The following is a 26,447-nucleotide window of genomic DNA, read 5'->3' on the forward strand; positions in this document are numbered from 1 at the left end:
ACACATATAAAACAATAGGGAAATGGTCATGAAAACGCTGAAACTGGCAGCCCCAAATGTGATCCCCGGGCGGCGGACATTCCTCAAGGGCGTCGCCGGCTTCGGCGGTGCAGCGGGCGCGATGCTTGCGGGTATGAATGACGGCGCCCGCGCGCAGGGCAGCGCCATCCCGGTCGGCCAGGCGGCCCCCCTTACCGATTTCGCCGCCGCTGACGGGGTCGAGTTTCGCAACGGTCTGATCATGGCCTGTGACGAGATCAACGCGCTTGGCGGCATTCTCGGCCGCCCGCTGGAGCCTCAGTTCGAGGATACCAAGCAGATGGGCGATGCCACCAACGTCCAGGCCGTGCAGCGTCTGATCGACCGCCACGGCGTCCATGCGGTGATAAACGGCTATAATGTCGGCTCCGGCTCGGCGATCCCCGATGTCATCGCCGACAGCGGCATCATCTATGTCCATTATGACGCAACTTTGGGTCATACGAGCCTCATTGAATCCGACCCCGAGCGCTATTTCGGCTCCTTCCAGGGCTGTGCTGCGGAATACTGGTACGGGCCGGGTTTCCTCGATTTCCTGAAATCGCTGGAGGCGAATAAGGAATTTACCCGTCCGAACAACAAGATGGCGGTGATCCTTTCGGCGGGCGTCTATGCCGCGAATATCGCCAATGGCGTCAAAGAACGTGCCGCGGAATATGGCTGGGAGATTTCCATGTTCGAGACGGTTTCCGTGCCGATCTCGGAATGGGGTCCGACACTGGCGAAACTGCGTGAAGATCCGCCGGCAGTGATCTGCATCACCCATTTCTTCCCCGCCGATCTGGCGCAGTTCATGGTGCAATTCGCGCCCAACCCCACGAATTCGCTGATCTATATGCAATATGGCCCGATGGTCCCCGCCTTCCGCGAGATTGCCGGCAAGGCATCGGAAGGGGTGATCTATGCAACCCTGGTGGGCGATCTTCAGGATGAGATCGGGCTGGATTTCGAGAAACGTTTCAAAGAGCGGTTCGGCGAGGCTGCGGGCCATAATTCCGGGGCGCAACCTTATGATGGCGCCTATCTCTGGGCCGTGGGCGCGGCGCTCGCAGGGGGCAGCGGCGAGCCGGATAATGCCGACCAGAACCGCCTGGTCGCCGACCGGATGCGGAACCTGATCTATCGCGGCGTCTGTGGCACCACGCGGATGAACCCGGCAAACAACGCCGCGCGCGCCTTCCCGACCGAAGTGAACGACCCCTCGCTCGGCATGCCGCATCAGTTCCTGCAGATTCAGGATGCGGCCGTGGGCGGTAAGCTGATCGCGCCCTGGCCCTATGCGACCGGCCCCTATGTGAAACCGTCCTGGCTGAAATGACGGAGCCCGCGACGATCCTCGCCTGCGAGGGGGTGACCAAACAATATGGCGCGCTGAAAGCCGTCAACGCGCTGGACTTCACGGTCCGGCGCGGCGAGGTGCTGGGGATCGGCGGGCCGAATGGTGCGGGAAAGACCACGCTTTTCGACGTGCTCTCCGGCCTCTCGCCCGCGACCGCCGGTCGGGTGCTGCTGGCTGGCAAAGAGATCACCGCTGACGCCCCCGACCGCATCTGTCATCAGGGCCTTGCACGAACCTTCCAGCTGAATGCGGCCTTTGATTCCATGTCATTGCGCGACAATGTGCGGCTGGCGGCGCAATTCGGGCGCCGCGCGCGGGCGATGCCCGGGCTGCGGCTTTCACGCGCGACGCAGGAGGCCGCCGATCAGGCGCTGGACTTCGTGGGGCTGACCCCGCGCGGGGCGACACTCGCGGGCCAGGCGCCGGTGATCGACCGTAAACTGCTGATGATCGCCTCGGCTTTGGCGACCGATCCGAAGATCCTGCTGATGGATGAACCGGTCGGCGGCCTGACCCATGCCGAGACCGATGTGATCATGGATTGCGTCCAGAGGCTGAAGGCGCGCGGCGTGACAATCATCCTGATCGAGCATGTGATGCGCTTTCTCGTAGGCCTGTCCGAACGCGTGATGATCCTCCATCACGGTGAGAAGATTTTCGAAGGCCCGCCCGGCGGACTGGTCGAAGATGCCACTGTGGTTGATGTCTATCTCGGGGCCGGCGCCTCTGAACGCTTGCGCGGCCATCTCAATGGAGGTGCCGCATGAGCCTGTTGGAAATCAGCGGTCTCGAGGTCACTTATGGTGTGCAGCGGGTGATAAGCGGCATTTCGCTGACGGTCAAAGAGGGCGAATTCGCGGCGCTGGTCGGCCCGAACGGGCATGGGAAAACCACGGTTCTGCGCGCGATTTCAGGCCTTGCCCGCGCACGCGCCGGTGAGATCCGCCTTGACGGCCAGTCGCTGACCCGCGCGCGGCCCGACCGCATCGTCGCGGCGGGCGTCATCCATGTGCCGCAGGGCGATCTCTTGTTTCCGGGCATGTCGGTGCTCGACAATCTCAGGATGGGCGCCTACCTCCCCGAGGCTGCGCGCGATGAGGCACGCCGTCTTGATGAGGTCTTTACGCTGCTGCCGAAACTGCGCGACCGGCAGGCTCAGACTGCCTCGACCCTTTCAGGTGGCGAGCGGCGCATGGTCGGGATCGGGCGCGGGCTGATGGCGGGCGGGCGGATCCTGATGCTCGATGAACCCTCTCTCGGGCTCGCCCCCATCGTGATTGACCAGATCTATGAGCTGGTGCAGGCGCTGGCGAAATCGGGGCGCACTATTCTGGTGGTCGAGGAAAATGCCATTCGCATCGCGGATATGGCTGACCGGATGCATCTTCTCGACAATGGCGCCATCGCCTGGTCGGGAACGGGGCAGGAGTTCCTGTCTTCTCCGGAAATTTTCGCCACATATCTGGGGGGCTGAGCCATGGATATCGCAACCCAGATCCTGATTTCCGGGCTGACCCTCGGCGCGGTCTATGCCGTTTCAACGATCGGCCTTGCGCTGATTTACGGCGCACTGAACATGCTGAACATGGCGCAAGGCGGTCTGCTGGCGCTTGGCGGCTATATCGCCATGTGGGGGATGCAGGCGATGGGCTGGCCCGCACCGCTGGCCGCACTGGCCGCAATGGCGGCGGGAGCGGTGGCGGGCGGTCTGATCTTTGTCGCGGCCGCGCGGCCGATCCTTGGTGGCGAAGGCTTCGAGACCCGCATCTTCATCGCCACCATCGGCATCGGGCTGATGCTGGAAAGCGTGATCCTCAAGACCTTTGGCCCACAACCCCAGGCGCAGAGCCTTAAGCTTGAAGGCGGCATCATGATCGGCCAGGTCAACCTGCCCTGGCAAAATGTGCTGATCTTTGTCACAGCTCTGTTGATGCTGGTGCTGGTGGCGGGAATGCTGAACCGCTCGCGCCTCGGGCGGGCGATCCGGGCGACCTCGATGAACCGTGATGCAGCGCAGCTGATGGGTGTGCCGATCCGCCGGATCTACCTGACGATCCTGATGCTCTCGGGCGCACTGGCGGCGCTGTCGGGGATCATGATCTCGTCAATGTCGGGGCTGTTGCCGAATATGGGGGCGGACCCGATGCTGAAAGCCTTCATCATCTGTGTCGTGGCGGGGTTGGGGAATGTGCCGGGCGCCGCGCTGACCGCCTTTGCCATCGGTATGCTTGAGGCGGTCATCCAATACATCTTCGGCGTACAATATGCCTTCGCGATCCTGCTTTGTCTTGTGATCGCAGTGCTGATCTGGAGACCCCAGGGCGTCTTTGGCCAGAAAGAAGTGGTGCGGCTATGATCCGGTCTCCTGTCAGACGCGATGTCGTGATTGCGCTGGTGCTGTTTCTTCTGATGCTGGCGGTGCCATTGCTGACCGGCACCCGCTATGTGCTGACGCAGCTGACGGTTTTCTTCATCTGGGCGGTGGTGGCGAGCCAGTGGAACCTGGTTCTGGGCGTCGCGGGGATCTTTTCACTGGCGCAGATGGCGCTGTTCGCGGTCGGTGCCTATGCGACCGCGATGCTGGCCTATTATATCGGGCTGATGCTGCCCGCCGCGATGCTGCTGGCCGCCCTGGTGACGGTAGGTGTCTCGCTGGTGATCGGCTTTGCCTGCCTGAGGCTGAAAGGCCCCTATGTGGCGCTGCTGACGCTGGCGATTGGCCAGGTCATGTATCTTCTGGTCGTGAACGACACCGCCTGTTTCACCACGCCCGCCTCGGGCTGTCTGCCTTTGTTCGGCGGCGCGCGCGGCTTTTCGCGGTTCGGAGATCTGGGCTTTCGCGATCTTCTCGGCTCGAAATGGTATATCGGGCATTACTATACCGGGCTGGTGCTGCTGCTTGCCGCGCAGCTGTTCTGCATCGCGATCATCCATGGCCCGCTGGGACTGGCCTTTCGGGGCCTGCGCGACAATCCCGGCCTTGCACTGGCACGCGGCGTGTCGCGGATGCGCTATCAGCTCTGGGTCTTTGGCCTTTCCGCCTTTTTCACCGGCCTTGCCGGCGCCTTTCATGCCGCGCATTTCGGCGTGGTCGGGCCGACTGCTTTTGCATTCGCGATGCTTCTCTTCATCCTTGCGATGATCGTGGTCGGCGGGCTTGGCACCACATGGGGGCCCCTGATCGGCGCCGCGCTTCTGATGTGGGCCGATGAGGGGCTGCGCGAAGTGTCGGACTGGCGCGAGATCGGCATCGGGCTTGTGCTGGCGGGCTGCGTGATCCTTTTTCCCAAAGGGCTTGCCGGAATCCGGTTCAGGTTCGGCCAGGGGCGCGGTCAGAGACCGGATGCACCACCTGCGCCCCCGCCTCATACCAGGCCGGTCTGACCGTCCGGAGCCGGGAAAATCACCGCCCCCCATCGGCGGGCGATCCAGTGCGGGCAGCGGGGGCCGGTAAGGCACAGGCCCCCGCCATGGGTCGGGCAAAGGGAGCAGCCCGGCCGGGGAAAGAAGCGCCCGGATCCCGGGCAGTCAGATCGCCTGAGGCCGGAAATCCGCATCGCGCGCGGGCATCACATTGCGCAAAAGCGTGATGGATTTCTCGAGACCTTCGCGCGAATTCAGCAGCACATCCTCATGCTCGATTGAGAGCCAGCCATCATACCCCGCCATCTTCAGCCGATAGCAGAACTGCCGCCACCATTCCTCGCCATGGCCGAAGCCGAGCGTGATGTAAGACCAGCTGCGGGCCGGAATATCCATCAGACCGCCGTTTTCCAGCAGGCTGGTGGTTGCCTGTTTCGGCGCATTGAGGAAGGTATCCTTGGCATGGACATGAAAGATCGCCTCGCCAAGCGCCCCGGCTGCGGCCAGAGGGTCGGCCCCCATCCAGAACAGATGGCTCGGGTCGAGATTGGCGCCGATCACCGGCCCGACCGCATCCCGCAGCTTCAGAAGCGAGGGCACGTTATAGACGCATTGATTGCCATGCATTTCGAGTGCGATCTGCGACACGCCCGAGGCCGTCGCCAGATCAGACATCTCGCTCCAGAACGGGATCAGCTTTTCATGCCATTGCCATTCGAGGATCTTTTGCGTCTCGGGCGGCCAGCTTGCCACGACCCAGTTCGGCATCAGATCCCCCTCGCGCCCGGCCGGCAGACCCGACATGGTCACGATCTTCGTGATCCCCATATCGCCCGCGATGCGGATGGTATCGCGCAGGCATTCCGCCTGATGCGGTTCGGTCGGATGCAGCGGATTGCCGTTTGCATTCAGGCAGATCAGCTCCAGTCCGCGATCTGCAAAGGCCTTCATGAAGGCTTTGCGCGCGCCGGCATCGCGCGTCATCAGCGCAAGGTCGAAATGCGGCGCGGTCGACCAGCCGCCGGTATTGACCTCAAGCCCCGCGACGCCAAGACGGGCAGCCGTCTCCAGCACGCCTTCAAAGCTGTCTCCGCCGAGACTGTCTGTTACAAAACCAAGCTTCATGGTCAGTCTGTCCTTTTGCGGTAGAAATCCGGCTGCGCGATCATTTCAACGACAACCCGCCGCCCCTCTTTCAGCGAGGTCACCCCGGCCTCGGCAATCACCGATGCGGCGTAACCATCCCAGGCATTGGCCCCATCCGCCGGAAAGACCCCGCTGCGGACAAAGTCGATGAAAGCGCGGTTCTGGCGGCGATAGGCCTCGGCAAAGCGCGGGCGCCAGTCGGCGGCATAGGTGGTGACCTGTTGCAGGCCGCGGTCGATGCGCGAATGCAGCGGGGCGGAAAGCGAAACCGCACCGGTTTCCCCGACCAGCTCGCCGCGCACGTCATAGCCATAGGCGGCGTTGTTATTCACCTCGATGGTGACGACCTGGCCCTGGTCCGTTTCCAGCACCATCACCACGGGCCCGACCCTGCCACTGGCGAGTTGCGGCGAGAAGGCCGTCACGGCGACATAATCCGTTCCCAATACGAAACGGGTCGCGTCGAATTCATGCGGCGCGGAATTGGTGATCGCCATATCGGCGGTGAAATCGGCGGCGGGGTTTTCGACATTGCGGTGGAAGTTGTGCATCATCACCGCGCGCCCGATCAGCCCGTCGCGCAGTGCGCCGCGCATCTCCTGGTAGGACTGGTCATAGCGGCGCATGAAGCCAAGCTGCACTGACTGACGGCCGCTGGCCTCTTCCGCCGCCATGACCTCAAGGCATTCCGATGAAAGCGGCGAGAGCGGCTTTTCGCAAAGCACCGGCTTTCCCGCCGCAAGGCAGGCTTTGGTCAGCGGCGCATGGGTGAAATCGGGGCTGGCGATCAGCACGGCGTCGATATCGGCACGCGCAATCAGCGCGTCCGCATCGGTGCCGGCCCCGGCGCCATAAGCGCGGGCGAGCGTCTCTGCACGATCTGCCGAAGCATCGACCACAAGGCGCAGTTCTGCCCCCGGCAGGTCTTCGGCGAAGATCTTCGCGTGATCGGCCCCCATAATCCCGGCGCCGATAATTCCAATTCTGACAGTCATTTATGTCATTCCTACCGTTTCACAGCCCATTGCCGCAGCACCCGATCGCCAAGCGCCGCCACGACCACGATCACCCCCAGCGTGAGGATGAACCATTGCGGCCTGACCCCCATCACCACCAGATAGGACTGGATCGACGAGAGCACGAAAGCCCCCGTAAGCGCGCCCGGCAGCGACACCCGCCCGCCCGCCAGCAGACAGCCGCCCAGAACGCATGAGGCAATCGCCTGCAACTCCATCAGCCGCCCCATCGAGCCATCGGCAAAGCCCAGCTTGCCGGCTTCGAGCCCTCCGGCGAGGCCCGCAAGCAGGCCGCAGATCACGAAGGCCGAGAATTTGATACGGTCGACGCGGACGCCGCGCGAATGGGCGCTTGCGGCCGAGCCGCCGACCGCCAGCAGACGATTGCCGAAAGGCGTGGCGCGCAGAAGGATCATCAGAACGACGAGGCTTACCCCCAGCCAGATCAGTCCGGTGTTGAAGCCGAGAATATCGCCGCCGCCAAAGAGCCAGTAGGTAAAGCCCCCGCGCGCCGCATAGGGGATCGAGAAGGAAAATCCGTCGGTCAGTGCAATCGCGATGCCGCGAAATATCATCAGCGATCCGAGCGTGATGATCAGCGAAGGTGTGCCGGTTTTCGTGATCAGCCAGCCATTGAAAGCCCCGATCAGCCCGCCCACCGTCACCGCCGCCAGCATCGCAATCGCCGGGTCGATCCTGAGCGCCAGCCAGAGGTAGACCAGCGCGCCCATTCCGAAGGTCGATCCGACCGAGATGTCGATCTCGCCGGTGCCGATCACCAGCGCCACGCCCAGGGTCATCAGACCGAGCGTCGCCGTGACCTGCAAAATAGTCGCGAAATTATAGAGATTGGCCCAGCGACCATCGGAACTGGTGGCGAAGAACACCACCAGAAGGCCCGCGATCAGAAAGATGCCGATCTCGGAATGGCGCCGTACCAGGCGTTTGAACCCTTGCGCCGCCATCAGACGGTCTCCCGCTTTTCGACCTTGCGGCCACCCTGGCGGATGACCTCCTCCAGTTCGTCGGCGGTCATGGCACTGGTGGCGGCGTCTTCGATCTTTTCGCCGTTTTCCATAATGATGATCCGGTCGGCGAGCTTATGGACCTGGAAGATGTCATGGGTGATATAGATCACCAGCAACCCCTGTTCCTTCAGCGCCAGGGCGAGTTCATTGACATGTTCACGCTCGCGCACGGAAAGGTGGTTCGTGGGCTCATCCATGATGACAACGCGGTTCCTGAACGCAACCGCGCGGCCGATTTTCACCGACTGGCGTTCACCGCCGGAAAGCCGCTCGACCTCGTCATCGGCCGAGACATTGTCGCGCAATCCGAATTCACGGATCACCTTTGTCGACATCTCGCGCATCTTTTTGAAATCGAGAATCGGGATGCCAAAGATCCGGCGCACCGGTTCGCGGCCAAGGTAGAAATTGCGCGCGATGGAGAGATTGTCGCACAGGCCCACCGATTGCTGAATGGTCTCGATCCCCTGATCGATGGCGAGTTTGGGATGGAATTTTTCGACCCGGGTTCCATTGAACCAGACCTCGCCCGAGGTGGGTTTATGGATGCCGCAAAGCACGCGGATCAGGGTGGTCTTGCCGGCACCATTGTCACCGACAAGGCCGATCAGCTCGCCCGCATTGAAGTCGACCGAGACATTTTTCAGCGCGTGAAAGGCCCCGAAGTAAAGCTGCAGATTTTTGACCTGGATCAGGGGGGTGCCGGACATGGGAGGATCCTTTCGGGTCAGACAGAATGCCCTGCCCGGCGGGCAAGGGACTGGTTGAAGATGACGGCGACGATCAGGACCACACCGACAAAGGTGATGAACCAGGAAGACGGCGCGCCAAGTGCGATCAGCTCATAGCGAAAGCTCGTGATGATGAAGGCGCCAAGCACCGCGCCCAGCAGCGAGCCACGGCCCCCCGTCAACAGGCAGCCGCCGATCACGGCTGCCGCAATCGCCTCCAGCTCCATCAGATCGCCCAGGGTCACATGGGTCTGCGGCTTGTCTGCGAGCGTCACGATCCCTGCGAAGCCGGCAAGCAGCGCGCAAAGGGTGAAGGTGGCGATCTTGACGTGATCCGATCTGACGCCGCGCGATTCCGCAGAATCCTGCGCGCCGCCGGTCGCCAGCAGGCGGTTGCCGAACCGCGTGCCCCAGAGCATCACATTCAGCATAATGCAAAGCCCGATCATCCAGAAAATCGCCGCCTCAAGCCCAAAGAGCTCGCCGCCGAACAGCCGGGTCAGCGGGTTGTTGCGCGCCGCTTCCGAGAAATTGTTCACCGAGCCGCCGGTCCAGACATAGATCAGGCCGCGCGCGGCAAAGAGGCCGCCCAGGGTCACGATCATCGAAGGGAGCTTCCCCTTCACCACCAGAACGCCCTGGACCGCCCCCACCAGCGCCGCGATCAGCAGCGCCAGCAGAATGGCGCCTCCGACCCCATATTGCGGCTCAAAGGTGATGAAGGCGACGCCCGTAAGCCCATAGACCGACCCGACAGAGAGGTCGATTTCCTTAGTAATGATCACCAGTGCCTGGCCCATCGCAACAAGACCCAGAATGGCCGAGAAATGCGCCACATTTGCCAGCGTCTGGCTGCGCCACCAGCCGGAGAAGTCAATGAGGCTGAAGACGGCAAGCATCAGTACGACGCCGATCACGGCGCCGAAACTCTGGCTTCGGACGAGAGCTTGCAGGGGGGTTCGCATGAGGATCTTCCTCTGGCAAGCGGGCATATGCGACGCGTTGGCAGGATTGGCCGGGAGGTGTCCCCCGGCCGGCAGAATACGCAGGCTTACCAGGTGTTTTGCTGATTATAGGCCTCTTCGCCAAAGACGCTGCGGACCAGATCAGACCATTTGTCAGCGTTTTCTTTGGTGATGATGATCGGGCCGGTCAGAATGTCCTGCTGCGGCGCATAGCCATGTTTTACATTCCAGTAGAGCCATTCCAGCGGCGCATAACCCTGCAGCCAGAAGCCCTGACTGTTGGTGGCAAGGACATGGCCCTGACGGACGCCTTCAATCGAGACCGGGCCTTCATCGACGGTCAGAACGGTCACGCCCTCCATATCGACATCGGGCGAAAGCCCCATCTCATTGGCGACACCCCAGGCCCAGGGTGCCGACCAGCCGGCCACGGTGAAGATGTAATTGGTGTCGGTATTGGCCGAGAGATAGGATTGCAGCGTGTTGCGCGCGGTCGCGGGTTCGGCGCCGATGAACAGCTCGTCGAATTTCGCGCCCGCAGCCTCCATCACTTCACGCATCCCCGCGCAACGCTTTTTCAGCCCTTCATGGGCGCTGTCATGGCTGGCGCAGACCACCCGGGTCGGGGCCGGCACCACACCCGCCTCGACCTGGGAGAGAGCATATTCGCCCAACTTCCTGCCGGTCAGCAGCTCGTCGCCGCCGACATAGGTGACGTAGGGAATGCGCTCAGCCTCGGGGCGGCCATCGGCGATGTTGAAGGCGACGACCGGAATGCCGGAGTCGATGGCGCGCCGCAGCGGGCCTTCGAACGCATCCGGGCTGACCACCGGCACCGCGATCCCGTCAGGGCGGGTGGCAATCGCCTGTTCCAGCAGACGAACATGTTCCTGGATCGAGTAATTGTTGGTCGAGATATATTCGGCTTCGACATCGGGGTATTTCTTGCCGAATTCCTCCATCGCCATGGTCAGCCAGTTCATATTCGGATCGTTGGACCCGATATGCGAGACCACGACGAAGCGCAGTTTTTCGCCATCTTGCGCCATGGCGGCGTCTGGAAGGGTCGCTGTGAGGGCGGTGGTCGCAAGCGCGGTCGCGGCCAGAATCCAGCCTTTGAACGTCATCATCTTTTCTCCTCCTCCAAGGGTGCAATGAATATTGCAATCATGGCAAAGTTGCGAAAGATGATTGAACGGCTGTTTCTGATGTAAATCACATCATTTGTCGCGGCAGCCGTTTTCGGGTGTATCCGGGCTGCGGAGGGGAAAGAGATGGCGGAAAATTCCCGCATGCAGGGCTGGAAAGGCCCGACGGTAAAAGAGGTTGCGCGGCTTTCCGGGCTTGGTCCCGCAACGGTAGACCGCGTGCTGAACAACCGGCCTGGGGTGCGGGAAAAGACCCGCAACCGGGTTGTGGCGGCACTGGACAAGCTCAGCCAGGAAAACCAGGGACGCGAAGAGGCGCTGGATCTGAGGCTGTTTTGCGAATCCGGCACAAGCTTCAACGCCGCGATGGATGCGGCCGCCGATGCGGTGAACCGCTCGCTTCCCGGTGTGCGGATCAGCGGCTTTTATCTGACCACCCGCGAGGCCGATCCGGCGCTTTTCGCCCGCCAGATCGAACAGGGCGGCTGCGACAGCAATGGGGTGATAGTAGTCGCCCGCGAACATCCCGCGATTAATGCGGCGCTGCGCAAACTGGGCGGCCAGGGCGTGCCGGTGGTCTGCCTGACCAGCGATCTGCCCAGTTCGCGCCGCGCCGCCTATGTGGGCAATGACCAATATGCCGCCGGCAGCGTGGCGGCTTTTCTGATCGGAAGCCGCCTCTCGCAAAGCCGCGCCAGTATCCTCATCGTCTCAAGCGTGCCGTTTCGCTGTCAGAAAGAACGCGTGATGGGGTTTCGTCGCGTGTTGCGCAGCGAATTCCCGCATCTGCGCGTGCAGGAACAGGTGATCGCCAATGATGACCCCGAGACCACGCATCAGCAGCTGATCAGCCATTTCCACGATCATGGTGTGCCATTGGCGATCTATAATGTCGCCGGCGCCAATCGCGGCATCGCCTGGGCGCTGGAGGCGCTTGGCCGCGACCGTGATCCGGTTTTTGTCGGTCATGAGCTGACGCCGCATTCCCGCGACCTGCTCGGCAGCGGCGTGATGGATTTCGTGATCTCGCATGATTTCACCGCCGAGCTTTCCCAGGCCGCGCTCTGGATCCGCGATGCGGCGCGCGGCGTCACGGTGCAGCCAGCGGCCTCGCAGATCCTGCTGCACACGAAGTATAATTGTGCGCTATAGCGCCGCTTTGCGCTCTGGTCGCCACAGCATGAACAGGCCAAACGCCCATATCCCCGCCAGCGCGAACCAGGTCGCTGCATAGCCGAGATGGCTGTTTCGGAACTGTACCACCGTCAGCCCCGGCACCGGCAGCGTGCCCGGCGCCACCGCCTCGCCCGGCTGCCCCAGATCGAGGAACCAGGGCGCCACCTGCGGCAGCCCCAAAGAGGCCGCAATGGCCCCGACATCGCGCGAGAACCAACGCCCCGCCGCCGGGTCGTTTGACCGCAGGAAAGCGCCATCAGGCTGGCTCAGCCGCAAAAGCCCGGTGAGGCGCTGTTCGCCCCGGGGTGGGGCGGGCAGCATGTCGCGGGCGGCTTCGGGAATAAAGCCGCGATTGATCAGGATGAACTGGCCGTCATAGCTGATGAAAGGGCTCATGACCCAAAAGCCGCGCCCCTGTACCGTGAGCGCCTGTACGAGGGTCGAGGGCACTTCGAGATACTGGCCCGTCAGCGCGAGGCGCATATATTCCGGCGCCCCGATCGCCGCGAAATCCGCGGCCCTGGGCGGCGCCACCGGCTTTGCCATCAGCCGTGCTTCGGTCCGGGCAATCAGGTCGGTCTTCCAGGCCAGGCGCTGGACCTGCCAGACGCCCAGCCCGATCAGCCCGGCAAAGACCAGCGCAGCCAGCACCAGCGCAACGATACCCGCCGCGCCGCTGCGCCGGACCGTCACGACCCGAAACCCTGCAAGGCCTCGTGGTTCATCTGCGGCATCATATTGGTGTTCATATGATACATGACCCAGATCGAGCCCGCGAGCATGATCACCACCACAATCAGCGTGAAGATGGTGGACATCATGGTCCATCCTTCCTCGTGCTTTGTGGTCATATGCAGGAAATAGATCATATGGACGATGATCTGGACCACCGCGAAGCCCACGATCAGCGCGATGGTCGCAAGCCGGCTCTCAAAGCCACCGGTCATGACCACCGCAAAAGGGATCGCAGTCAGGATGACCGACAGGATAAAGCCCTTGATATAGCTGGCATGGCTGCCATGCCCGTGATCCTGGCCACCGCCCTGACCATGCGTGTCGTGATGCGCGCCCATCAGATCATCCCCAGCAGATAGACAAAGGTGAAAACGCCGATCCAGATGACGTCAAGGAAGTGCCAGAACATCGACAGGCAGCTCATCCGACGGATGTTCGGCCCGGTGATGCCTTTGACCGACAGCTGCACCATCATGGTCACCAGCCAGATTGATCCGAAGGTGACGTGCAGCCCATGGGTACCAACCAGTGCAAAGAACGACGACAGGAAAGCAGAGCGGCCGGGACCGGCGCCCTCATGGAGCAGGTGGTAAAACTCGTAAATCTCGATCCCGAGGAAGGCGAGGCCGAAAAGCAGCGTGACAAAAAGCCAGCCCAGCATCCGCCCCTTCTGCCCGGCATACATCGCAAGCATCGCAAAGCCGAAGGTGATCGACGAAAAGAGTAGCATCGCCGTGTTGATCGCGACAAGGTTCAGATCAAACAGCGCCTTCGGCCCCGGGCCTGCGGCATAAGAGGTGCCAAGCACCCCATAAACCGCGAAAAGCACCGCGAACATCAGACAGTCGGACATCAGATAGACCCAGAATCCGAGCGGGGTCGATGCCCCCTCTTCCGGGTGATGCTCGGACTGGTCCCAGTATTTCGCGACCGCCTCAGGGTTGTTCTGCGCATAAATCGCGGCGGGGTTGGCGGGTGAAAAGACGCTCATCGCTCAGACCCCCGCCGCTGCTTGCAGCTGTTTGGTGCGCGCGGCCTCTTTCGCCTCGATCTCAGAGACCGGGATATAGAAGTCGCGGTTGTAGTTGAAGGTATGCCAGATCGCGACCGCGATCAGGCCTGCGAAAGACAGCACCGCGAGCCACCAGATATACCAGATCATCGCCATGCCGAAGACGGTCGCAATCGCAGACAGGATCACCCCCATGCCGGTATTTTTCGGCATGTGAATTGCGTGATACTTGCCGGTCGGGCGCGCCGCGCCTTCGCGTTTCATATCCCACCAGGTGTCGAGACCATGGCTTATCGGCGTATAGGCGAAGTTGTAATCCGGGGGCGGCGAAGAGGTCGCCCATTCCAGCGTCCGCCCGTCCCAGGGATCGCCGGTCTCGTCGCGCATCGCAGGGTCGTTGCGCTTCCAGATCGAGACGCCCATCTGCACGAACATCGCCGCGATCCCGATGGCAATCAGCACCGCGCCAAAGGCCGCAACGCCGAACCAGATCTGATAGCCTGGATCATCGAACACGCGCAGACGGCGGGTGACACCCATCAGCCCCAGCACATAAAGCGGCATGAAGGCCATCCAGAAGCCCACAACCCAGAACCAGAACGAGACCTTGCCCCAGAAGACGTTCAGCTTGTAGCCAAAGGCCTTGGGCCACCAGAAGTTGATCGCGGCAAACAGGCCGAACAGCACGCCGCCGATGATCACATTGTGGAAATGCGCCACCAGGAAAAGCGAGTTGTGCAGCACGAAATCCGCCGGCGGCACGGCAAGCAGCACGCCGGTCATGCCCCCCACCGTGAAGGTCAGCATGAAGGCGATGGTCCACATCATCGGAAGCTCATACCGGATGCGGCCCTTATACATGGTGAAGAGCCAGTTGAAGAGCTTGGCCCCGGTCGGGATCGAGATGATCATCGTGGTGATCCCGAAGAAGGAGTTGACGCTCGCCCCGGACCCCATCGTGAAGAAGTGGTGCAGCCAGACAAGGTAGGACAGGATCGTGATACAGATCGTGGCATAGACCATCGAGCTGTAGCCGAAGAGCCGCTTTCCGGAGAAGGTCGAGGTGACTTCCGAGAACACACCGAACAGCGGCAGGATCAGGATATAGACCTCGGGATGGCCCCAGATCCAGATCAGGTTGACATACATCATCGCATTGCCGCCCGCTTCATTGGTGAAGAAGGCAGTGCCGAGATAGCGGTCCAGCGTCAAAAGGATCAGCGTCATGGTCAGGATCGGGAAAGAGGCCACGATCAGGATATTGGCGCAAAGCGAGGTCCAGGTGAAAATCGGCATCCGCATCAGCGTCATGCCGGGCGCGCGCATTTTCAGGATCGTGATCAGAAGGTTGATACCCGACAGCGTGGTCCCCACGCCCGCGACCTGCAGACCCCAGATGTAATAATCAACGCCGACATAGGGGCTTGATTGCAACCCCGACAGTGGCGGGAAGGCAAGCCAGCCGGTCTGTGCAAATTCCCCGATGAACAGGGATGCCATAGTGATCACCGCGCCGCCCACCGTCATCCAGAACGAGAAATTGTTCAGGAAGGGGAAGGATACGTCCCTCGCCCCGATCTGCAGCGGCACAAGGTAGTTCATCAGCCCGGTGATGAAGGGCATCGCTACGAAGAAGATCATGATCACGCCATGGGCGGTGAAGACCTGATCATAATGGTGCGAGTTCAGATAGCCCTCGGAACCGCCAAAGGCCCAGACCTGTTGCAGCCGCATCATCAGTGCATCGGCAAAGCCGCGCACGAACATGATCAGCGCGAGAATGATATACATGATGCCGATCTTTTTGTGATCGACGCTCGTGAACCACTCTTTCCAGAGATAGCCCCAGAGCCTGAACTTTGTCAGCGCGGCCAGCATGACCAGGCCACCCAGAACGACACCGGCAAAGGTGACCCAGATGATCGGGTCTTTCGGAATGGCCTCCCAGTTCAGGCGACCCAAAAGAAAGGTTGTGGGCTGAGCGCCCGGCGCATCTGCCATTTCTCAGCGTCCTTTCAGAAATCTTCGCCCGCAGCCGATTCCGGCGCGATCTGGCTGAACTGGGTGTTGGCCCGGCCGAAAAGGCCTGACGGCGGGGTCAGACCGGCACCGCGCATCGGGCCGGGTGCGGTGACTTCGCGCGGCGCGATAACGACGCGCTGGCTCAGCATCCTGGCTTCTTCATCCGGGCCACAGAAACCCTGGATCATGTTCGCATTGCCGCCGAGCACCGGGATCACGAGGCTGCGGCCATCGGCGCTGGCATATCGCGGCATCAGATTCAGGATGCCGGCACGCCCCGCACCGCCTGCCGCGTCGATTTGCATCATCTCGGCGACGCAGATCTTGCCCTCTTCGACACAGATATTGACCACACGCGCGAACAGCACCGGATCGACCCCGGCATAGCCACGCGGCGGCTCGTTCTGGCTTGGGGCCGCAAGCTGAAGATAGGTGTCGCGGTCAAGCATTCCGCCCGCTGCCTTCGTTTCTGCTACAAACCCGTCAAACCCGGCCTGATCCGTCACCGTGGTCACGAAATGCATCCCCGAGAACCCGGCGCCGGAGTAATGCGAGGCGATCCCTTTGTATTCGCCTTGCTCGTTCAGCACGCCATGGAGCTTGGTCTCCATCCCCGGCATCGCATAGATCATCCCGGCCATGGCGGGGATGTAGAAGGCATTCATCACCGTGGAAGAGGTCAGGCTGAACTCGACCGGCGTATCTTCGGGCACCACAAGGCGGTTCACCGTGGCGATCCCCTGGTCGGGATAGATGAACAGCCATTTCCAGTCGAGCGCGACCACTTCGACCTTCAGGGTCTCGTGTTCCTCGGTGACGGGGGTGTTCACATCTACGCGATCAAGCGGCCGATACGGGTCCAGAAGGTGGGTCCCCACCCAGGTCAGCGCGCCCAGACAGATGATAAGCAAAAGCGGCACAGCCCAGATCACCAGTTCGAGTTTGGTCGAATGATCCCAGTCGGGCTGATAGTCTGCCTCTTTGTTTTTGCTGCGATATTTCCATGCGAAAAACAGCGTGAGCAACATCACCGGCACGATGATGATAAGCATCAGAAGCGTTGTCTGCACCAGCAGATCGCGCTGCCGTGCGGCGACGTCACCTGCCGGGGCCAGCACTTCTGCCTTGCATCCCGCCAGCGCCAGAACCGCGACCATCAGAAGAATCGCCGGGGATTTTATAAATGATTTCATATGACTGCCTTCATCTGCCGAAGTGGTCACGCTGGGCGGGCCTGACTGCCAGGCCCCCTCGCCTCTATCGCCTAACGTCATGCGGCGGCGCAGAACATGCGGCGTTTTGCCATATGCCGGATATACCGTATTCAGGGGCAAGTGAGTACAGGCGCCCCACCGCGACCCCTGCAAAAGGGGGCCGGGGCAGATCCGGCGCTTCCGATCCTGCCCAATTCCTGAACCAGCCGGGACCCCATTCAGATGTCGAACCCTTCCGCCACTGGCCGCAGCGATAAAAGCAACGAGGCGATCCATTCGGTGTCGCCCTCTGACATCGCTGTCGGCGTCATCATCGGCCGCGCTTCAGAGTTTTTTGATTTCTTCGTCTTTGCCATCGCCGCAGTGATCGTTTTCCCGAAACTGGTGTTTTCTTTCACCGATCCGCTTTCGGGCACGCTGATGTCCTTTGGTCTGCTGGCGCTGGCCTTTGTCGCGCGGCCCATCGGCTCGCTTTTGTTCATGTGGCTCGACCGGCAGATCGGGCGGGTGGCAAAGCTGACCATCGCGCTTTTCATGATGGGAACTGCCACGGTGGCGATGGGGCTTCTGCCCTCTTATGAGACGGTCGGGATCTGGGCGGTGGTCATTCTGGCCGTGCTGCGGATCTGTCAGGGCCTGGCGCTGGCCGGCGCCTGGGACGGAATGCCATCGCTGCTGGCGATGAACGCGCCGGAACATCAGCGCGGACTTTACGCGATGGTGCCGCAGCTGGGGGCGCCGATCGGGCTGATCGTGGCGACATTGCTGTTCGCCTATCTGCTCCACAGCCTCAGCCTGCAGGATTTCATGGAATTTGGCTGGCGCTATCCGTTCTTCGTGGCTTTCGCGGTCAATGTGGTGGCGCTGTTCGCGCGGCTGCGCATCGTCGCCTCGCATGAATTCCAGGAGCTCTATACCTCGCGCGAATTGCAACCGACGCCGGTCGGGCAGACGCTGCGCGAAGATGGCAGCACCGTGATCCTCGGCATTTTCGTGCCGCTGGCGACATTCGCGATGTTCCATATGGTGACGGTGTTCCCGCTGTCCTGGATCAACCTTTACACCGATGAAACCATTGGAGAATATCTGCTGCTTGATGCCGGGGCGGCCGCGAACGGGATCCTTGCGGTGATCCTTTCGGGCTGGCTTGCCGATACATTCGGGCGCCGCCGGCTTTTGCAGGCCACCGCCATTCTGATCGGGCTTTTCGCCATCGCGGCGCCGGTGCTTTTGTCGGGCGGGCGTACCGGTGAGGTGGTCTATCTGCTGCTGGGCTGGACCATTCTGGGGCTGAGCTTCGGGCAAAGCTCGGGCGCTGTCGGCGCGCTGTTCGGGGCGAAGAACCGCTATACAGGCTCGGCCATCGTCTCGGATCTGGCATGGATGTTTGGCGCCGGTTTCGCGCCCATCACGGCGCTCTTCCTTGCCTCCTGGCTTGGATTGCCCGCCGCCGGTCTTTACCTGCTGTCCGGGGCGGTCTGTTCGATCATCGCGATCTGGATCGCCGGCCGGCTGGAATTCCGCGCCGCCGGCTGAGCCAGGCCCGTTTCAGGCACTGCGCGGCATCTCGGGGCAGTGCCTGAGATCTGATCACAGGCACAAGCCAGTGCCACTACAGAGCATGTCGTATCCCGTGGCGCCATTGAGCCTGTCGGCAGGGATTCTGCCCGTAAGGGTGTCATTGCCGCCGAACCAGTACATGTCGGCAGATGGGGCTTCCACCACATGGGGCAGGCCACCAGAGAACACGGCAGCTGATAACCGCAGCCCCTCCCCGGTGATGACGATCCGACGCAACTTCGGCGGAGGGCCGACGCGGCGGCAGGCGCCGCGCCGGGTCTTTCGGTCAGGCATGCGGGCGGATCTCTTCGCCCTTTTCTGCTGCAGCATGGTCGCGGGTCTTGTGGCGGATCACCAGCCCCGCAAGGATCAGGGCAAGAATGGCCGCCAGGGTGACCCCGGTGAAGGCCTGTTCAAAGGCCGCGCGGGCCAGGGTGACCACCTGATCGGCCTCACGCTCCGGCAGGCTGGCCGCGAGGATCAGCGCCTCGTCGAGACTGTCGCGCGCCTCGTTTGCGATGGAGATGCCTTCGGGCAGAACGAGGCCGCGGGTGTAAAGTGCCGACATCAGGCTGCCCAGCAGCGCCACACCAAGGGCGCCGCCCAGTTCATAAGACACTTCCTCGACCGAGGCCGCCATGCCCGCCCGCTCTTCCGGTGCCGAAAGCATAATTGCGACCGACGCGCCGGTCATCGCCGCGCCGATGCCGAAGCCCATCAACGTCAGGGCCGCAAGCCAGGCCCAGGCCGGCCCCTGATGCAGCGCCAGATAGGCCGCCAACGCGAAGCCCGACAAGAGAAGCGACCCCCAGAGCACCTTTGACGCGCCCAGACGCGGCAGCGCCAGCCCGGTCAGCGGCCCTGACAGGAACGAGGCCAGCGGGATCGGCAGGATCAGCAGCCCGGCCTCCAGCGGCGAGAGCCCGTCGACCAGCTGCAGACGCTGGCTGAACACCAGTTCGAACCCGATCAGCGCCGCCGAAGCGGTCAGCGCCGTCACCACACCGGCCGAAAACCGGGCATTGCGGAACAGGCTGAAATCGATCAGCGGTCGGGTCGCGCGCAGCTGGCGACGCAGGAAGATCCACATGGCCAGCGCCCCGATCCCCGCTGAAAGCGCCAGCGCCAGAAGATCCGGCTCGCGTTTGGCAAGTTCCTTGATGGCAAAGACGAGACCAACCAGCCCGACCATCACCTGAACCGAACCGGCCAGATCCCAGGGGCTGTCCGGATTACCCGGGCGCCGCTTCAGCAGAATAGAGCCAGCAATCAGCGCCAGGACCACCACCGGCACATTGATCAGAAAGACCGAGCCCCACCAGAACCATTCGAGCAGCACGCCGCCCACCACCGGGCCAAGTGCTGCCCCCCCCGAGGCGACCGCCGCCCAGATGCCGATGGCGAACGCGCGCTCTTTCTCATCGGTGAAAGTAAGCCGGATCAGAGACAGCGTGGCCGGCATCATCATCGCGGCCCCGATCGCCAGCAGCACCCTTGCGAAGATCAGCATCGAGGGCGCAGGCGAGAAAGCGGCGACCACCGAGGCGAGGCCGAACACGCAGAGCCCCGCAAGGAACATCTGCTTATGACCCAGCCGGTCGCCGAGCGTCCCCAGCCCCGGCAAAAGCCCGGCAACAACCAGCGGATAGGCATTGACGATCCAGAGTTTCTCGGTTGCCGTAGCACCGAGGTCATGGGTCAGGCGCGGCAATGCGGTATAGAGAACCGTCATATCAATGACGATCAGGAACAGAGCACTTGAGATAATGGCAAGAACAAGCCAGCGATTGGCGGCAGACATCGGAAGGATCCGTTACTCGGTGAGGGCGTCATGCGCCCCGGCCGCAATATAAATACAACTGCATTGAAACGAAAGAGCCAAGATGTCGGGACGCCCGCGCAGCATAGACCGCGAGAAACTGCTTGATGCGGCCGAAGCAATTGTCGCGGCTGAAGGCGCGGCTGGGCTGAGCTTTGGCGCTCTGGCCAAAGCCGCCGGGGTGACGCGCGGCGGCGTACAATATGCCTTTGGCACCAAGGAGAACCTGATCCGCGCCATGGTCGACCGCTGGTCGGACAGTTTCGAGACCGATGTGCTGGGCGGCCTCGGCCCTGATCCGACGCCACAGGCTGTGGTTCAAAGCCATGTTCGCGCCAATGTTGCCACCGCCGATGCCGATTTCGCCCGCTCGGCCATGATGATGACCGCGATTTTCCAAAGCCCGGATCAGGTGGCTGAAACCCGGGCCTGGTATGACAGGCGGCTGGGCGGGCTTGATGTCAGCCGCCCCGAAGACCGCGACGCCGCCATTGCCTTTCTCGCCAGCGAGGGGGTGTTTTTCCTAAAGAGCTTTGGGCTGATCGGGCTGGATGACGCCGCCTGGCAACAGATCTTTGACGGCATTTCACGCCTTGCGGGCGGTCAGGGGGATAAGGAGCCCTGAAAGGGGCGCATCCGCAGCGGATCATTCCACAAGGGCATCACCCCAGTTCAATCCGGCACATGTTCCGGACACGCGCTTTGGCTAAGCTGCTGGCGCCCCTTTTTGCGGTATATGCAGCGGATCTGCCCATGACCATCCTGCGCCTCTTTCCAGCCTCCGGCCCGGCTCGACATGGTGCTGCGGGTGATTGCCTTTGGCGCGATGGGCACCGTCGGGCGTGCATGACAGCATCCCAGCGGCCTTGCTTCCGGGATCGCGCAGGGCCCGGACGCCTGGAAGGACTATAAGCGGCGCCAGGCCGATATGATCGGTCGCCCGAACAGCCTGCCGCTGACACGGGGCGTGGTGTTCGACATTGGCCGATCTCCCCGCACACCGCTCATCGAGATTTGCACTGCTGTTCGGACTGCATTGGGGTAAACTTGACCGCAAGGCAGATCGCGGGGGGCAGATGTCAGGGAACAGGCGGTGCGCCATGACCATTGGGCTATGACGAAACAGGGTATCACTGCGCCCCAGAGGGCATTGCTTTCCGAGGCGCAAACCGCGCCGGACGGGATCCTGTCGCTGAAAGACGATCCGCGTGGCGAAGAGGTGATCGCCCTGGCCGAGCGGCTGACCGATCTTGGCCTCTTGCATATCGTCACCGCGCGGCGCTACCGGCTGAGCGATGCTGGCCGGGCCGCGCTTGAGGTGAAAGCAGGCCAGGGCCGCGCCGCGCGCAGCCAGCCTGCCGCAACGGCGGCGGATGCCGAAGCCGGGAAACCACCGGGATTCTGGGCCCGCCTTTTTGGGGGTAAAAGCTGATTACCGTTCCGCGAAGGGCTCAGCCCGCCAGACCGGGCTGGACCGGGCCTGAGGGCAGCTGCAATTCCACCTCCAGGCCGCCGCCTGCCCGGTTCCTCAGAACCATCGTGCCACCATGCGCCGCGACGATCTTGCGGGTGATCGCGAGGCCAAGTCCAATGCCGCCGGTCTCGCGTGAACGGCTTTCCTCGCCGCGGACAAAGGGCTGCAGCACATCGGCAAGCCGGTTCTCCGGGATCCCCGGGCCACGGTCGCTGACCGTGATCACCGCTGCGCCCCGGATCCGGTCGAGGCTTACCCGGGCTGAACCGGCATAGCGCAGCGCATTGTCGATCAGATTGCCGACCGCGCGGCGGATCGCCACCACCTGCACCGGAGCAAGTACCGGCTCATGCGCTGCGAGATGCACCCCCGCCCCCGCGCAAAGATCGGCCAGCACCTCGCGCAGATCGGTCTCGCGGCGCTCTTCTTCCGGCCCGGATCCGGTGGTGTAGCGCAGGATATCATCGGTCATCACCGTCATATCTTCGAGGATCCGGATCATCGGCAAGCGCAGCGCATCCTCATCAACCCCTTCGACGCGCAACCGCAGGCTGGTGATCGGCGTGCGCAGGTCATGGCCGACTGACGCCAGCATCCGGCGCCGGTCCTCTTCGAATGCGGCGATCTGGCTTTGCATCGTGTTGAACGACGCCGCCGCATCGCGGATCTCGCGCGGGCCGGTTTCGGTCAGGCGCACCGAATGATCGCCCCGCCCTGCCGCCAGCGAAGCCCCGGCAAGCTTTTTCAGGGGCTGCGTCATCTGGTGCAGGAAGAAAAGCCCGATCGCCAGGGCCACCGAAAGCGAGGCAATCAGCGGGATGAAAAACGTCGACTTCTGCCGCCAGACAGCCGAGAGGCCCAACGGATAGACCAGCGAATTGAGCCATTCCCCATCGCGCACGCCTTTGGCCAGCTGGACCGAAATGATCAGAAGCGCCGGGCTGCGCAGGTCGGCGCTTTGCCGGGCGACGGGCCGGGTCACGCGGATCACATGGTTAGGCAGTGCACGGCGGATCTCATCGGCGATATCACCCAGCTCGTCCCCCGCATTGCGGGTCAAGGGCTCAGACTCGATGGAAAAACGGGTGTAGCCGGTCATCGACCGGGTGACGATCGCTTCGCCAGTCTCGCGGTCGGTCTCTTCAATCGTGTCGATCAGCGCGACCAGACGGCCCATATCATGCTGCACCCGGATCGCCTGATCAAAGGCAGACCCCTCCTGCGCCAGAAGCCAGGCGGCGGCGAGATTGCAAAACAGCAGCGAGGCAATCAGCAAAAGCGCGAAACGGCCATGAATACTGTCGGGGAGACGAAGCCACATGCCTCAGCCGTCCGGCCGGACATCGTCAACGATCCGGTAGCCGCCACCCCAGTCGGTCAGCAGGATCTTCGGCGCCCGGGCATTGTCCCCAAGCTTGCGCCGCAGCCGGAAAATGCAGTTATCGGCGGCACGCATCGTCGTCGTATCCCCCTTGCGGCTGATCAGCTTTGCGATGTCCTCGCGGCTCAGGACGCCACCCGGATGATCAAGCAGCGCCTCAAGAAGCCGGTTCTCGCCCGAGGTCAGCCCGACCTCGGCCCCATCGGGCAGCAGCAACGCCTGTACCTGCGGGTCATGCACGATCCCGGCAAAACGTCGCCTTTCCCGCGCCGGACCGGGTTTTGCGAGGCTGCCCCGCCGCAAAACGGCATGAATACGGGACAAAAGCTCGCGCGGATTGAAGGGCTTGGTCACATAGTCGTCAGCACCCAGATCGAGGCCCCGGATCTTATTGGCGTCACTGTGCAGCGCCGTCAGCATGATTACCGGAATGCGCCCGCCGGTACTGCTGTTCATCAGTGCTCGGTAAAAACTCAGCCCGTCCTCGCCCGGCATCATCAGATCAAGGATGATGAGGCTGATCGTTTCATCGTGCAAAACCGCCCGCGCCTCATCCGCCGATGCGGCGCCGACCGCCTCGAACCCGTTCTTCGCGAGATAGTGGCAAAGCGGATCGCGGATATCGGCGGCGTCATCGACCACCAGCAGTTTCGGTATGGATGTCTTCTGCATTCGCCCTGGGCCCCCGGAGCCTCGGCTTCCGGAATGATGTCCTGGAGATTCCCCCGACCGGAGCCAGGGCCATAGTAAACCCGGCCACCGGCCCGGACAACGTGGCGAGGTTGTCACATTCCTGAGTGAATTTCCAGGACAATTCCGGCTAAACCCGTCAGCCAGAGACAGTTCGCGACAGTTCTGTCGCAAACGGCTTGCCCCGCCCGGGTGTCGCGGCATGAACCGGGCCAAAGCCCGCATTCAGCCAGCCAGAAACCCCGATTCCACGGAGTCTTGTGATGCAGACCCATTCATCGCGCCTTGCATCCTGCACGGCGCTGTTACTGGTACTTTCCACCGGCTTTTCGGTGACCCCGGCCCTTGCCCAGTCGGGCACGGAAGAAGACGAGGCGGTCGAACTCGGCACTATCGTTCTCTCGGCCGAAGACCAGATCAAACAGGCGCTCGGCGTTTCGACCATCACCGCCGGAGATCTGGCAAAGACCCCGGTGATGAATGACATCTCGGAAGTCGTGCGCAAGATGCCGGGCGTCAACCTGACCGGGGCCTCGGCTTCGGGTCAGCGCGGCAACCAGCGCCAGATCGACCTGCGCGGCATGGGGCCGGAAAACACCCTGATCCTGATCGACGGCAAGCCGGTCAATTCGCGCAATGCGGTCAAGATGGGCCGCAATGGCGAGCGCGACACCCGGGGCGATTCCAACTGGGTTCCGGCAGAGCTGATCGAGCGGATCGAAGTCATTCGCGGCCCGGCGGCGGCGCGCTACGGTTCGGGCGCCTCGGGCGGTGTGGTCAATATCGTGACCAAACGCCCTGACAGTTTTACCGGTCAGGTCGGGCTGCATTACACCGCGCCCGATAACAGCAAGGAAGGCGACAGCTATCGCGGGTCCTTCATGCTGGCGGGCCCGGTGGGCGAAAGGCTCAGCCTGCGGATCTTCGGCGGCTATAACAAGACCAATGGCGATGCGGCCGATCTCAACCCTCCGACCGCGACCGGTGCCACGCCCCTGGCCGGCAAAGAAGGTGTTTCGAACAAAGACATCGGCGCTCTGGCCACCTGGAAGGTCGCCGAGAACCACGAGCTGGATTTCGAGATGAACTTCTCGCGCCAGGGCAATAAATTCGCCGGCGACTCGCAGCTTGGCAGCTGGCCGGCGAACTCGGCCACCCAGCCCCATATCGTCGAGGATTACCTGGGGCTTATCGGCACCGAAACCAATAAGATGTACCGCCGCACCTTCGCAATCACCCATCGCGGCGACTATGATTTCGGCACATCGAACAGCTTTATCCAGCTGGAAAACACCACCAATACGCGGCTTTGTGAAGGCGTCGCGGGGGCAGGCGAGGGCCGGATCAGCTATTGCGCCGATGCCGATGGTGATGGCGTCAATGACAGCTTCGCCTTCCGCACCATCAAGCTGGAGAACATCACCGCCAAGTCGGAATGGATCCTGCCGATGCATCTTTTCGGCCGCGGCGCGACGGTGACGCTGGGTGGTGAATTCCGCCGCGAGAAGATCGACGATCCGGTTTCGATCGTCACCAGCCTGCCCGGCTCCATCACCGACCCGACGCTGATCAACAATGCCGCCAGCCGCGACCCGGTTCTCGCGATGAACCGCGTCGGGCTTTATGCGGAAGCCAATATCGAATGGTCGGACAATCTGATCATCACCCCAGGCCTGCGCTACGACTATTCCAGCGATTTTGGCGGCAATGCCTCGCCCAGCCTGAACGCTGAATATCGCTTCAGCGATGAATGGAAGATGAAGCTCGGCATCGCCCGCGCCTTCAAGACCCCGAACGTGTTCCAGCTGAACCCGGGCTATGTCTATACGACCAACGGCAATGGCTGTCCCTGGGTCAATGGTGTGCGCCTGACCGGCCCCTGCTTTGTGGTCGGCAATCCCGATCTTGATCCCGAGATCAGCGTCAACAAGGAAATCGGGTTCGCCTATGAGGGCGATAACGGCATCAATGCCAGCCTGACATATTTCCACAATGACTATAAGAACAAGATCCAGTCGGGCCAGATCCAGGAAAACCCCGGCGCCACCACCAACCGCCTGTTCCGCTGGGAAAACACCGGGCCGGCTGTGGTCGAGGGGATCGAGGGCAATTTTGCCACCCGGCTCAGCGACACGATCTCGCTGAACACCAATGTCACCTATATGATCGACTCGAAGATCAAATCGACCGGCCAGCCGCTTTCGCTGGTTCCCGATTACACGATAAATGCCTCGCTTGACTGGCAGGCCCGCGACGATCTGGGCTTCACGCTCGGCGCCACCCATTACGGCCCGATTCAGCCTTCGGCGATCAGCTCGGTGTCCGGTGCGGTCACCACCGACCCCAATGAGCGCGGCGGCTATACCCTGTTCAACATTGGCATGAACTGGGATGTCACCGAGACCGCCCGCATGACCGCCGGTGTGACCAACCTCCTGGACAAGAAGATCTACCGCACCGAGACCAGCGGTGGCTCCAATACCTTCAACGAGCCCGGCCGCGCCTTCTATGTCGGCCTGACCAAATCCTTCTGAGCGATGCAAATGTCCCGGCCGGACGATCCGGCCGGGCACCCTCTTGTCAGAAAGA

At 62.3% G+C, this 26,447-nt stretch carries 24 protein-coding genes; 10 read left to right on the plus strand and 14 right to left on the minus strand.

Annotated elements, in window-relative coordinates:
• The first annotated feature begins 28 nt into the window (after nt 1-28).
• From BLW25_RS17815 to BLW25_RS17835, 5 genes are read left to right on the plus strand one after another with little or no spacing between them, the layout of a single operon-like run.
• Nucleotides 29-1,357, plus strand: a complete 1,329-nt coding sequence (locus BLW25_RS17815; RefSeq protein WP_092903093.1) for an ABC transporter substrate-binding protein — start codon at nt 29-31, stop codon at nt 1,355-1,357.
• A complete protein-coding gene (locus tag BLW25_RS17820) occupies nt 1,354-2,145 on the plus strand; it encodes an ABC transporter ATP-binding protein (protein WP_092902647.1) in 792 nt (263 codons plus the stop codon). Before BLW25_RS17815 ends, BLW25_RS17820 begins: the two co-directional genes overlap by 4 nt.
• Nucleotides 2,142-2,852, plus strand: a complete 711-nt coding sequence (locus BLW25_RS17825; RefSeq protein ID WP_092902649.1) for an ABC transporter ATP-binding protein — start codon at nt 2,142-2,144, stop codon at nt 2,850-2,852. The genes BLW25_RS17820 and BLW25_RS17825 overlap by 4 nt, the downstream gene beginning before the upstream one ends.
• Nucleotides 2,853-2,855: 3 nt before the next feature.
• Nucleotides 2,856-3,734 carry a branched-chain amino acid ABC transporter permease gene (locus BLW25_RS17830; RefSeq protein WP_092902651.1) on the plus strand — a complete coding sequence of 293 codons (879 nt, stop codon included), beginning with the start codon at nt 2,856-2,858 and terminating at the stop codon, nt 3,732-3,734.
• Entirely contained in the window at nt 3,731-4,762 is a 1,032-nt protein-coding gene (locus BLW25_RS17835) for a branched-chain amino acid ABC transporter permease (protein WP_092902653.1), read from the plus strand. Before BLW25_RS17830 ends, BLW25_RS17835 begins: the two co-directional genes overlap by 4 nt.
• A gap of 144 nt (nt 4,763-4,906) precedes the next feature.
• Here the strand turns inward: BLW25_RS17835 and BLW25_RS17840 are convergent, their stop codons facing one another.
• The 6 genes from BLW25_RS17840 to BLW25_RS17865 all read right to left on the minus strand — a co-directional run bounded on the left by BLW25_RS17840 (nt 4,907) and on the right by BLW25_RS17865 (nt 10,757).
• Complete coding sequence (locus BLW25_RS17840) at nt 4,907-5,866, minus strand: sugar phosphate isomerase/epimerase family protein (RefSeq protein WP_092902655.1); 960 nt, start codon at nt 5,864-5,866, stop codon at nt 4,907-4,909.
• A 2-nt stretch (nt 5,867-5,868) separates the two neighbouring features.
• On the minus strand, nt 5,869-6,882 hold the full coding sequence (locus BLW25_RS17845) for a Gfo/Idh/MocA family oxidoreductase (RefSeq protein ID WP_092902657.1): 1,014 nt from the start codon (nt 6,880-6,882) through the stop codon (nt 5,869-5,871).
• A gap of 11 nt (nt 6,883-6,893) precedes the next feature.
• Complete coding sequence (locus tag BLW25_RS17850) at nt 6,894-7,868, minus strand: ABC transporter permease (RefSeq protein ID WP_092902659.1); 975 nt, start codon at nt 7,866-7,868, stop codon at nt 6,894-6,896.
• Entirely contained in the window at nt 7,868-8,641 is a 774-nt protein-coding gene (locus tag BLW25_RS17855; RefSeq protein WP_092902660.1) for an ATP-binding cassette domain-containing protein, read from the minus strand. The genes BLW25_RS17850 and BLW25_RS17855 overlap by 1 nt, the downstream gene beginning before the upstream one ends.
• 17 nt (nt 8,642-8,658) lie before the next feature.
• Entirely contained in the window at nt 8,659-9,627 is a 969-nt protein-coding gene (locus BLW25_RS17860) for an ABC transporter permease (RefSeq protein WP_253188576.1), read from the minus strand.
• Nucleotides 9,628-9,713: 86 nt separating this feature from the next.
• Nucleotides 9,714-10,757: a sugar ABC transporter substrate-binding protein gene (locus tag BLW25_RS17865; protein WP_253188577.1), complete on the minus strand. Its 1,044-nt coding sequence runs from the start codon at nt 10,755-10,757 to the stop codon at nt 9,714-9,716.
• A 144-nt stretch (nt 10,758-10,901) separates the two neighbouring features.
• Between BLW25_RS17865 and BLW25_RS17870 the strand changes: the two genes are divergently transcribed.
• Nucleotides 10,902-11,927, plus strand: coding sequence for a LacI family DNA-binding transcriptional regulator (locus BLW25_RS17870; protein ID WP_092902662.1), 1,026 nt, complete (start codon nt 10,902-10,904; stop codon nt 11,925-11,927).
• Here the strand turns inward: BLW25_RS17870 and BLW25_RS17875 are convergent.
• Genes BLW25_RS17875 through cyoA form a run of 5 tightly spaced genes read right to left on the minus strand, consistent with a single transcriptional unit; the run spans nt 11,922 to nt 16,913 of the window.
• Nucleotides 11,922-12,644: an SURF1 family protein gene (locus BLW25_RS17875; protein WP_092902664.1), complete on the minus strand. Its 723-nt coding sequence runs from the start codon at nt 12,642-12,644 to the stop codon at nt 11,922-11,924. The genes BLW25_RS17870 and BLW25_RS17875 overlap by 6 nt on opposite strands.
• On the minus strand, nt 12,641-13,024 hold the full coding sequence (gene cyoD / locus BLW25_RS17880) for a cytochrome o ubiquinol oxidase subunit IV (RefSeq protein WP_092902666.1): 384 nt from the start codon (nt 13,022-13,024) through the stop codon (nt 12,641-12,643). The genes BLW25_RS17875 and cyoD overlap by 4 nt, the downstream gene beginning before the upstream one ends.
• Nucleotides 13,024-13,677 (minus strand): cytochrome o ubiquinol oxidase subunit III, encoded by a 654-nt coding sequence (gene cyoC / locus BLW25_RS17885; protein WP_092902668.1) that lies wholly within the window; start codon nt 13,675-13,677, stop codon nt 13,024-13,026. The genes cyoD and cyoC overlap by 1 nt, the downstream gene beginning before the upstream one ends.
• Before the next feature lie 3 nt (nt 13,678-13,680).
• The gene (cyoB, locus tag BLW25_RS17890) at nt 13,681-15,699 is read right to left on the minus strand and encodes a cytochrome o ubiquinol oxidase subunit I (RefSeq protein WP_092902670.1); all 2,019 of its coding nucleotides are present in this window, start codon (nt 15,697-15,699) and stop codon (nt 13,681-13,683) included.
• Nucleotides 15,700-15,713: 14 nt separating this feature from the next.
• Nucleotides 15,714-16,913, minus strand: coding sequence for a ubiquinol oxidase subunit II (gene cyoA / locus BLW25_RS17895; RefSeq protein ID WP_092902672.1), 1,200 nt, complete (start codon nt 16,911-16,913; stop codon nt 15,714-15,716).
• Between the two features lie 243 nt (nt 16,914-17,156).
• On the opposite strand from cyoA, the gene BLW25_RS17900 reads away from it, so the two are divergent.
• A complete protein-coding gene (locus BLW25_RS17900) occupies nt 17,157-18,470 on the plus strand; it encodes an MFS transporter (RefSeq protein WP_092902674.1) in 1,314 nt (437 codons plus the stop codon).
• A gap of 310 nt (nt 18,471-18,780) precedes the next feature.
• On the opposite strand, the gene BLW25_RS17910 is transcribed toward BLW25_RS17900, so the two are convergent.
• Nucleotides 18,781-20,295 (minus strand): MFS transporter, encoded by a 1,515-nt coding sequence (locus BLW25_RS17910; RefSeq protein WP_092902678.1) that lies wholly within the window; start codon nt 20,293-20,295, stop codon nt 18,781-18,783.
• Nucleotides 20,296-20,377: 82 nt separating this feature from the next.
• On the opposite strand from BLW25_RS17910, the gene BLW25_RS17915 reads away from it, so the two are divergent.
• Both BLW25_RS17915 and BLW25_RS17920 read left to right on the plus strand, forming a co-directional pair.
• A complete protein-coding gene (locus BLW25_RS17915; RefSeq protein WP_092902680.1) occupies nt 20,378-20,938 on the plus strand; it encodes a TetR/AcrR family transcriptional regulator in 561 nt (186 codons plus the stop codon).
• A 489-nt stretch (nt 20,939-21,427) separates the two neighbouring features.
• Nucleotides 21,428-21,745, plus strand: coding sequence for a hypothetical protein (locus BLW25_RS17920; RefSeq protein ID WP_092902682.1), 318 nt, complete (start codon nt 21,428-21,430; stop codon nt 21,743-21,745).
• 19 nt (nt 21,746-21,764) lie between these two features.
• Here the strand turns inward: BLW25_RS17920 and BLW25_RS17925 are convergent, their stop codons facing one another.
• Nucleotides 21,765-23,108, minus strand: coding sequence for an ATP-binding protein (locus tag BLW25_RS17925; protein WP_092902684.1), 1,344 nt, complete (start codon nt 23,106-23,108; stop codon nt 21,765-21,767).
• Nucleotides 23,109-23,111: 3 nt separating this feature from the next.
• Complete coding sequence (locus tag BLW25_RS17930; protein ID WP_092902686.1) at nt 23,112-23,840, minus strand: response regulator transcription factor; 729 nt, start codon at nt 23,838-23,840, stop codon at nt 23,112-23,114.
• Nucleotides 23,841-24,121: 281 nt separating this feature from the next.
• Here BLW25_RS17930 and BLW25_RS17935 point away from each other — a divergent pair, with 281 nt between their 5' ends.
• Complete coding sequence (locus BLW25_RS17935) at nt 24,122-26,392, plus strand: FepA family TonB-dependent siderophore receptor (protein WP_092902689.1); 2,271 nt, start codon at nt 24,122-24,124, stop codon at nt 26,390-26,392.
• Nucleotides 26,393-26,447 lie beyond the last annotated feature (55 nt).

Origin of the sequence: Rhodobacter sp. 24-YEA-8 (assembly GCF_900105075.1) — a bacterium.
GTDB lineage: Bacteria > Pseudomonadota > Alphaproteobacteria > Rhodobacterales > Rhodobacteraceae > Pseudogemmobacter.

What these genes read in the sequence shown, in the direction of transcription:
- BLW25_RS17920 (WP_092902682.1), top strand. Translation starts at nt 21,428, where the DNA reads ATGACGAAACAGGGTATCACTGCGCCCCAGAGGGCATTGCTTTCCGAG.
- BLW25_RS17910 (WP_092902678.1), bottom strand. Translation starts at nt 20,295, where the DNA reads ATGTCTGCCGCCAATCGCTGGCTTGTTCTTGCCATTATCTCAAGTGCT.
- BLW25_RS17900 (WP_092902674.1), top strand. Translation starts at nt 17,157, where the DNA reads ATGTCGAACCCTTCCGCCACTGGCCGCAGCGATAAAAGCAACGAGGCG.
- cyoB (WP_092902670.1), bottom strand. Translation starts at nt 15,699, where the DNA reads ATGGCAGATGCGCCGGGCGCTCAGCCCACAACCTTTCTTTTGGGTCGC.
- BLW25_RS17845 (WP_092902657.1), bottom strand. Translation starts at nt 6,882, where the DNA reads ATGACTGTCAGAATTGGAATTATCGGCGCCGGGATTATGGGGGCCGAT.
- BLW25_RS17815 (WP_092903093.1), top strand. Translation starts at nt 29, where the DNA reads ATGAAAACGCTGAAACTGGCAGCCCCAAATGTGATCCCCGGGCGGCGG.
- BLW25_RS17820 (WP_092902647.1), top strand. Translation starts at nt 1,354, where the DNA reads ATGACGGAGCCCGCGACGATCCTCGCCTGCGAGGGGGTGACCAAACAA.
- cyoD (WP_092902666.1), bottom strand. Translation starts at nt 13,024, where the DNA reads ATGGGCGCGCATCACGACACGCATGGTCAGGGCGGTGGCCAGGATCAC.
- BLW25_RS17840 (WP_092902655.1), bottom strand. Translation starts at nt 5,866, where the DNA reads ATGAAGCTTGGTTTTGTAACAGACAGTCTCGGCGGAGACAGCTTTGAA.
- BLW25_RS17850 (WP_092902659.1), bottom strand. Translation starts at nt 7,868, where the DNA reads ATGGCGGCGCAAGGGTTCAAACGCCTGGTACGGCGCCATTCCGAGATC.
- BLW25_RS17835 (WP_092902653.1), top strand. Translation starts at nt 3,731, where the DNA reads ATGATCCGGTCTCCTGTCAGACGCGATGTCGTGATTGCGCTGGTGCTG.
- BLW25_RS17935 (WP_092902689.1), top strand. Translation starts at nt 24,122, where the DNA reads ATGCAGACCCATTCATCGCGCCTTGCATCCTGCACGGCGCTGTTACTG.
- BLW25_RS17860 (WP_253188576.1), bottom strand. Translation starts at nt 9,627, where the DNA reads ATGCGAACCCCCCTGCAAGCTCTCGTCCGAAGCCAGAGTTTCGGCGCC.
- BLW25_RS17930 (WP_092902686.1), bottom strand. Translation starts at nt 23,840, where the DNA reads ATGCAGAAGACATCCATACCGAAACTGCTGGTGGTCGATGACGCCGCC.
- BLW25_RS17925 (WP_092902684.1), bottom strand. Translation starts at nt 23,108, where the DNA reads ATGTGGCTTCGTCTCCCCGACAGTATTCATGGCCGTTTCGCGCTTTTG.
- cyoA (WP_092902672.1), bottom strand. Translation starts at nt 16,913, where the DNA reads ATGAAATCATTTATAAAATCCCCGGCGATTCTTCTGATGGTCGCGGTT.
- BLW25_RS17825 (WP_092902649.1), top strand. Translation starts at nt 2,142, where the DNA reads ATGAGCCTGTTGGAAATCAGCGGTCTCGAGGTCACTTATGGTGTGCAG.
- BLW25_RS17830 (WP_092902651.1), top strand. Translation starts at nt 2,856, where the DNA reads ATGGATATCGCAACCCAGATCCTGATTTCCGGGCTGACCCTCGGCGCG.
- BLW25_RS17865 (WP_253188577.1), bottom strand. Translation starts at nt 10,757, where the DNA reads ATGATGACGTTCAAAGGCTGGATTCTGGCCGCGACCGCGCTTGCGACC.
- BLW25_RS17870 (WP_092902662.1), top strand. Translation starts at nt 10,902, where the DNA reads ATGGCGGAAAATTCCCGCATGCAGGGCTGGAAAGGCCCGACGGTAAAA.
- cyoC (WP_092902668.1), bottom strand. Translation starts at nt 13,677, where the DNA reads ATGAGCGTCTTTTCACCCGCCAACCCCGCCGCGATTTATGCGCAGAAC.
- BLW25_RS17915 (WP_092902680.1), top strand. Translation starts at nt 20,378, where the DNA reads ATGTCGGGACGCCCGCGCAGCATAGACCGCGAGAAACTGCTTGATGCG.
- BLW25_RS17855 (WP_092902660.1), bottom strand. Translation starts at nt 8,641, where the DNA reads ATGTCCGGCACCCCCCTGATCCAGGTCAAAAATCTGCAGCTTTACTTC.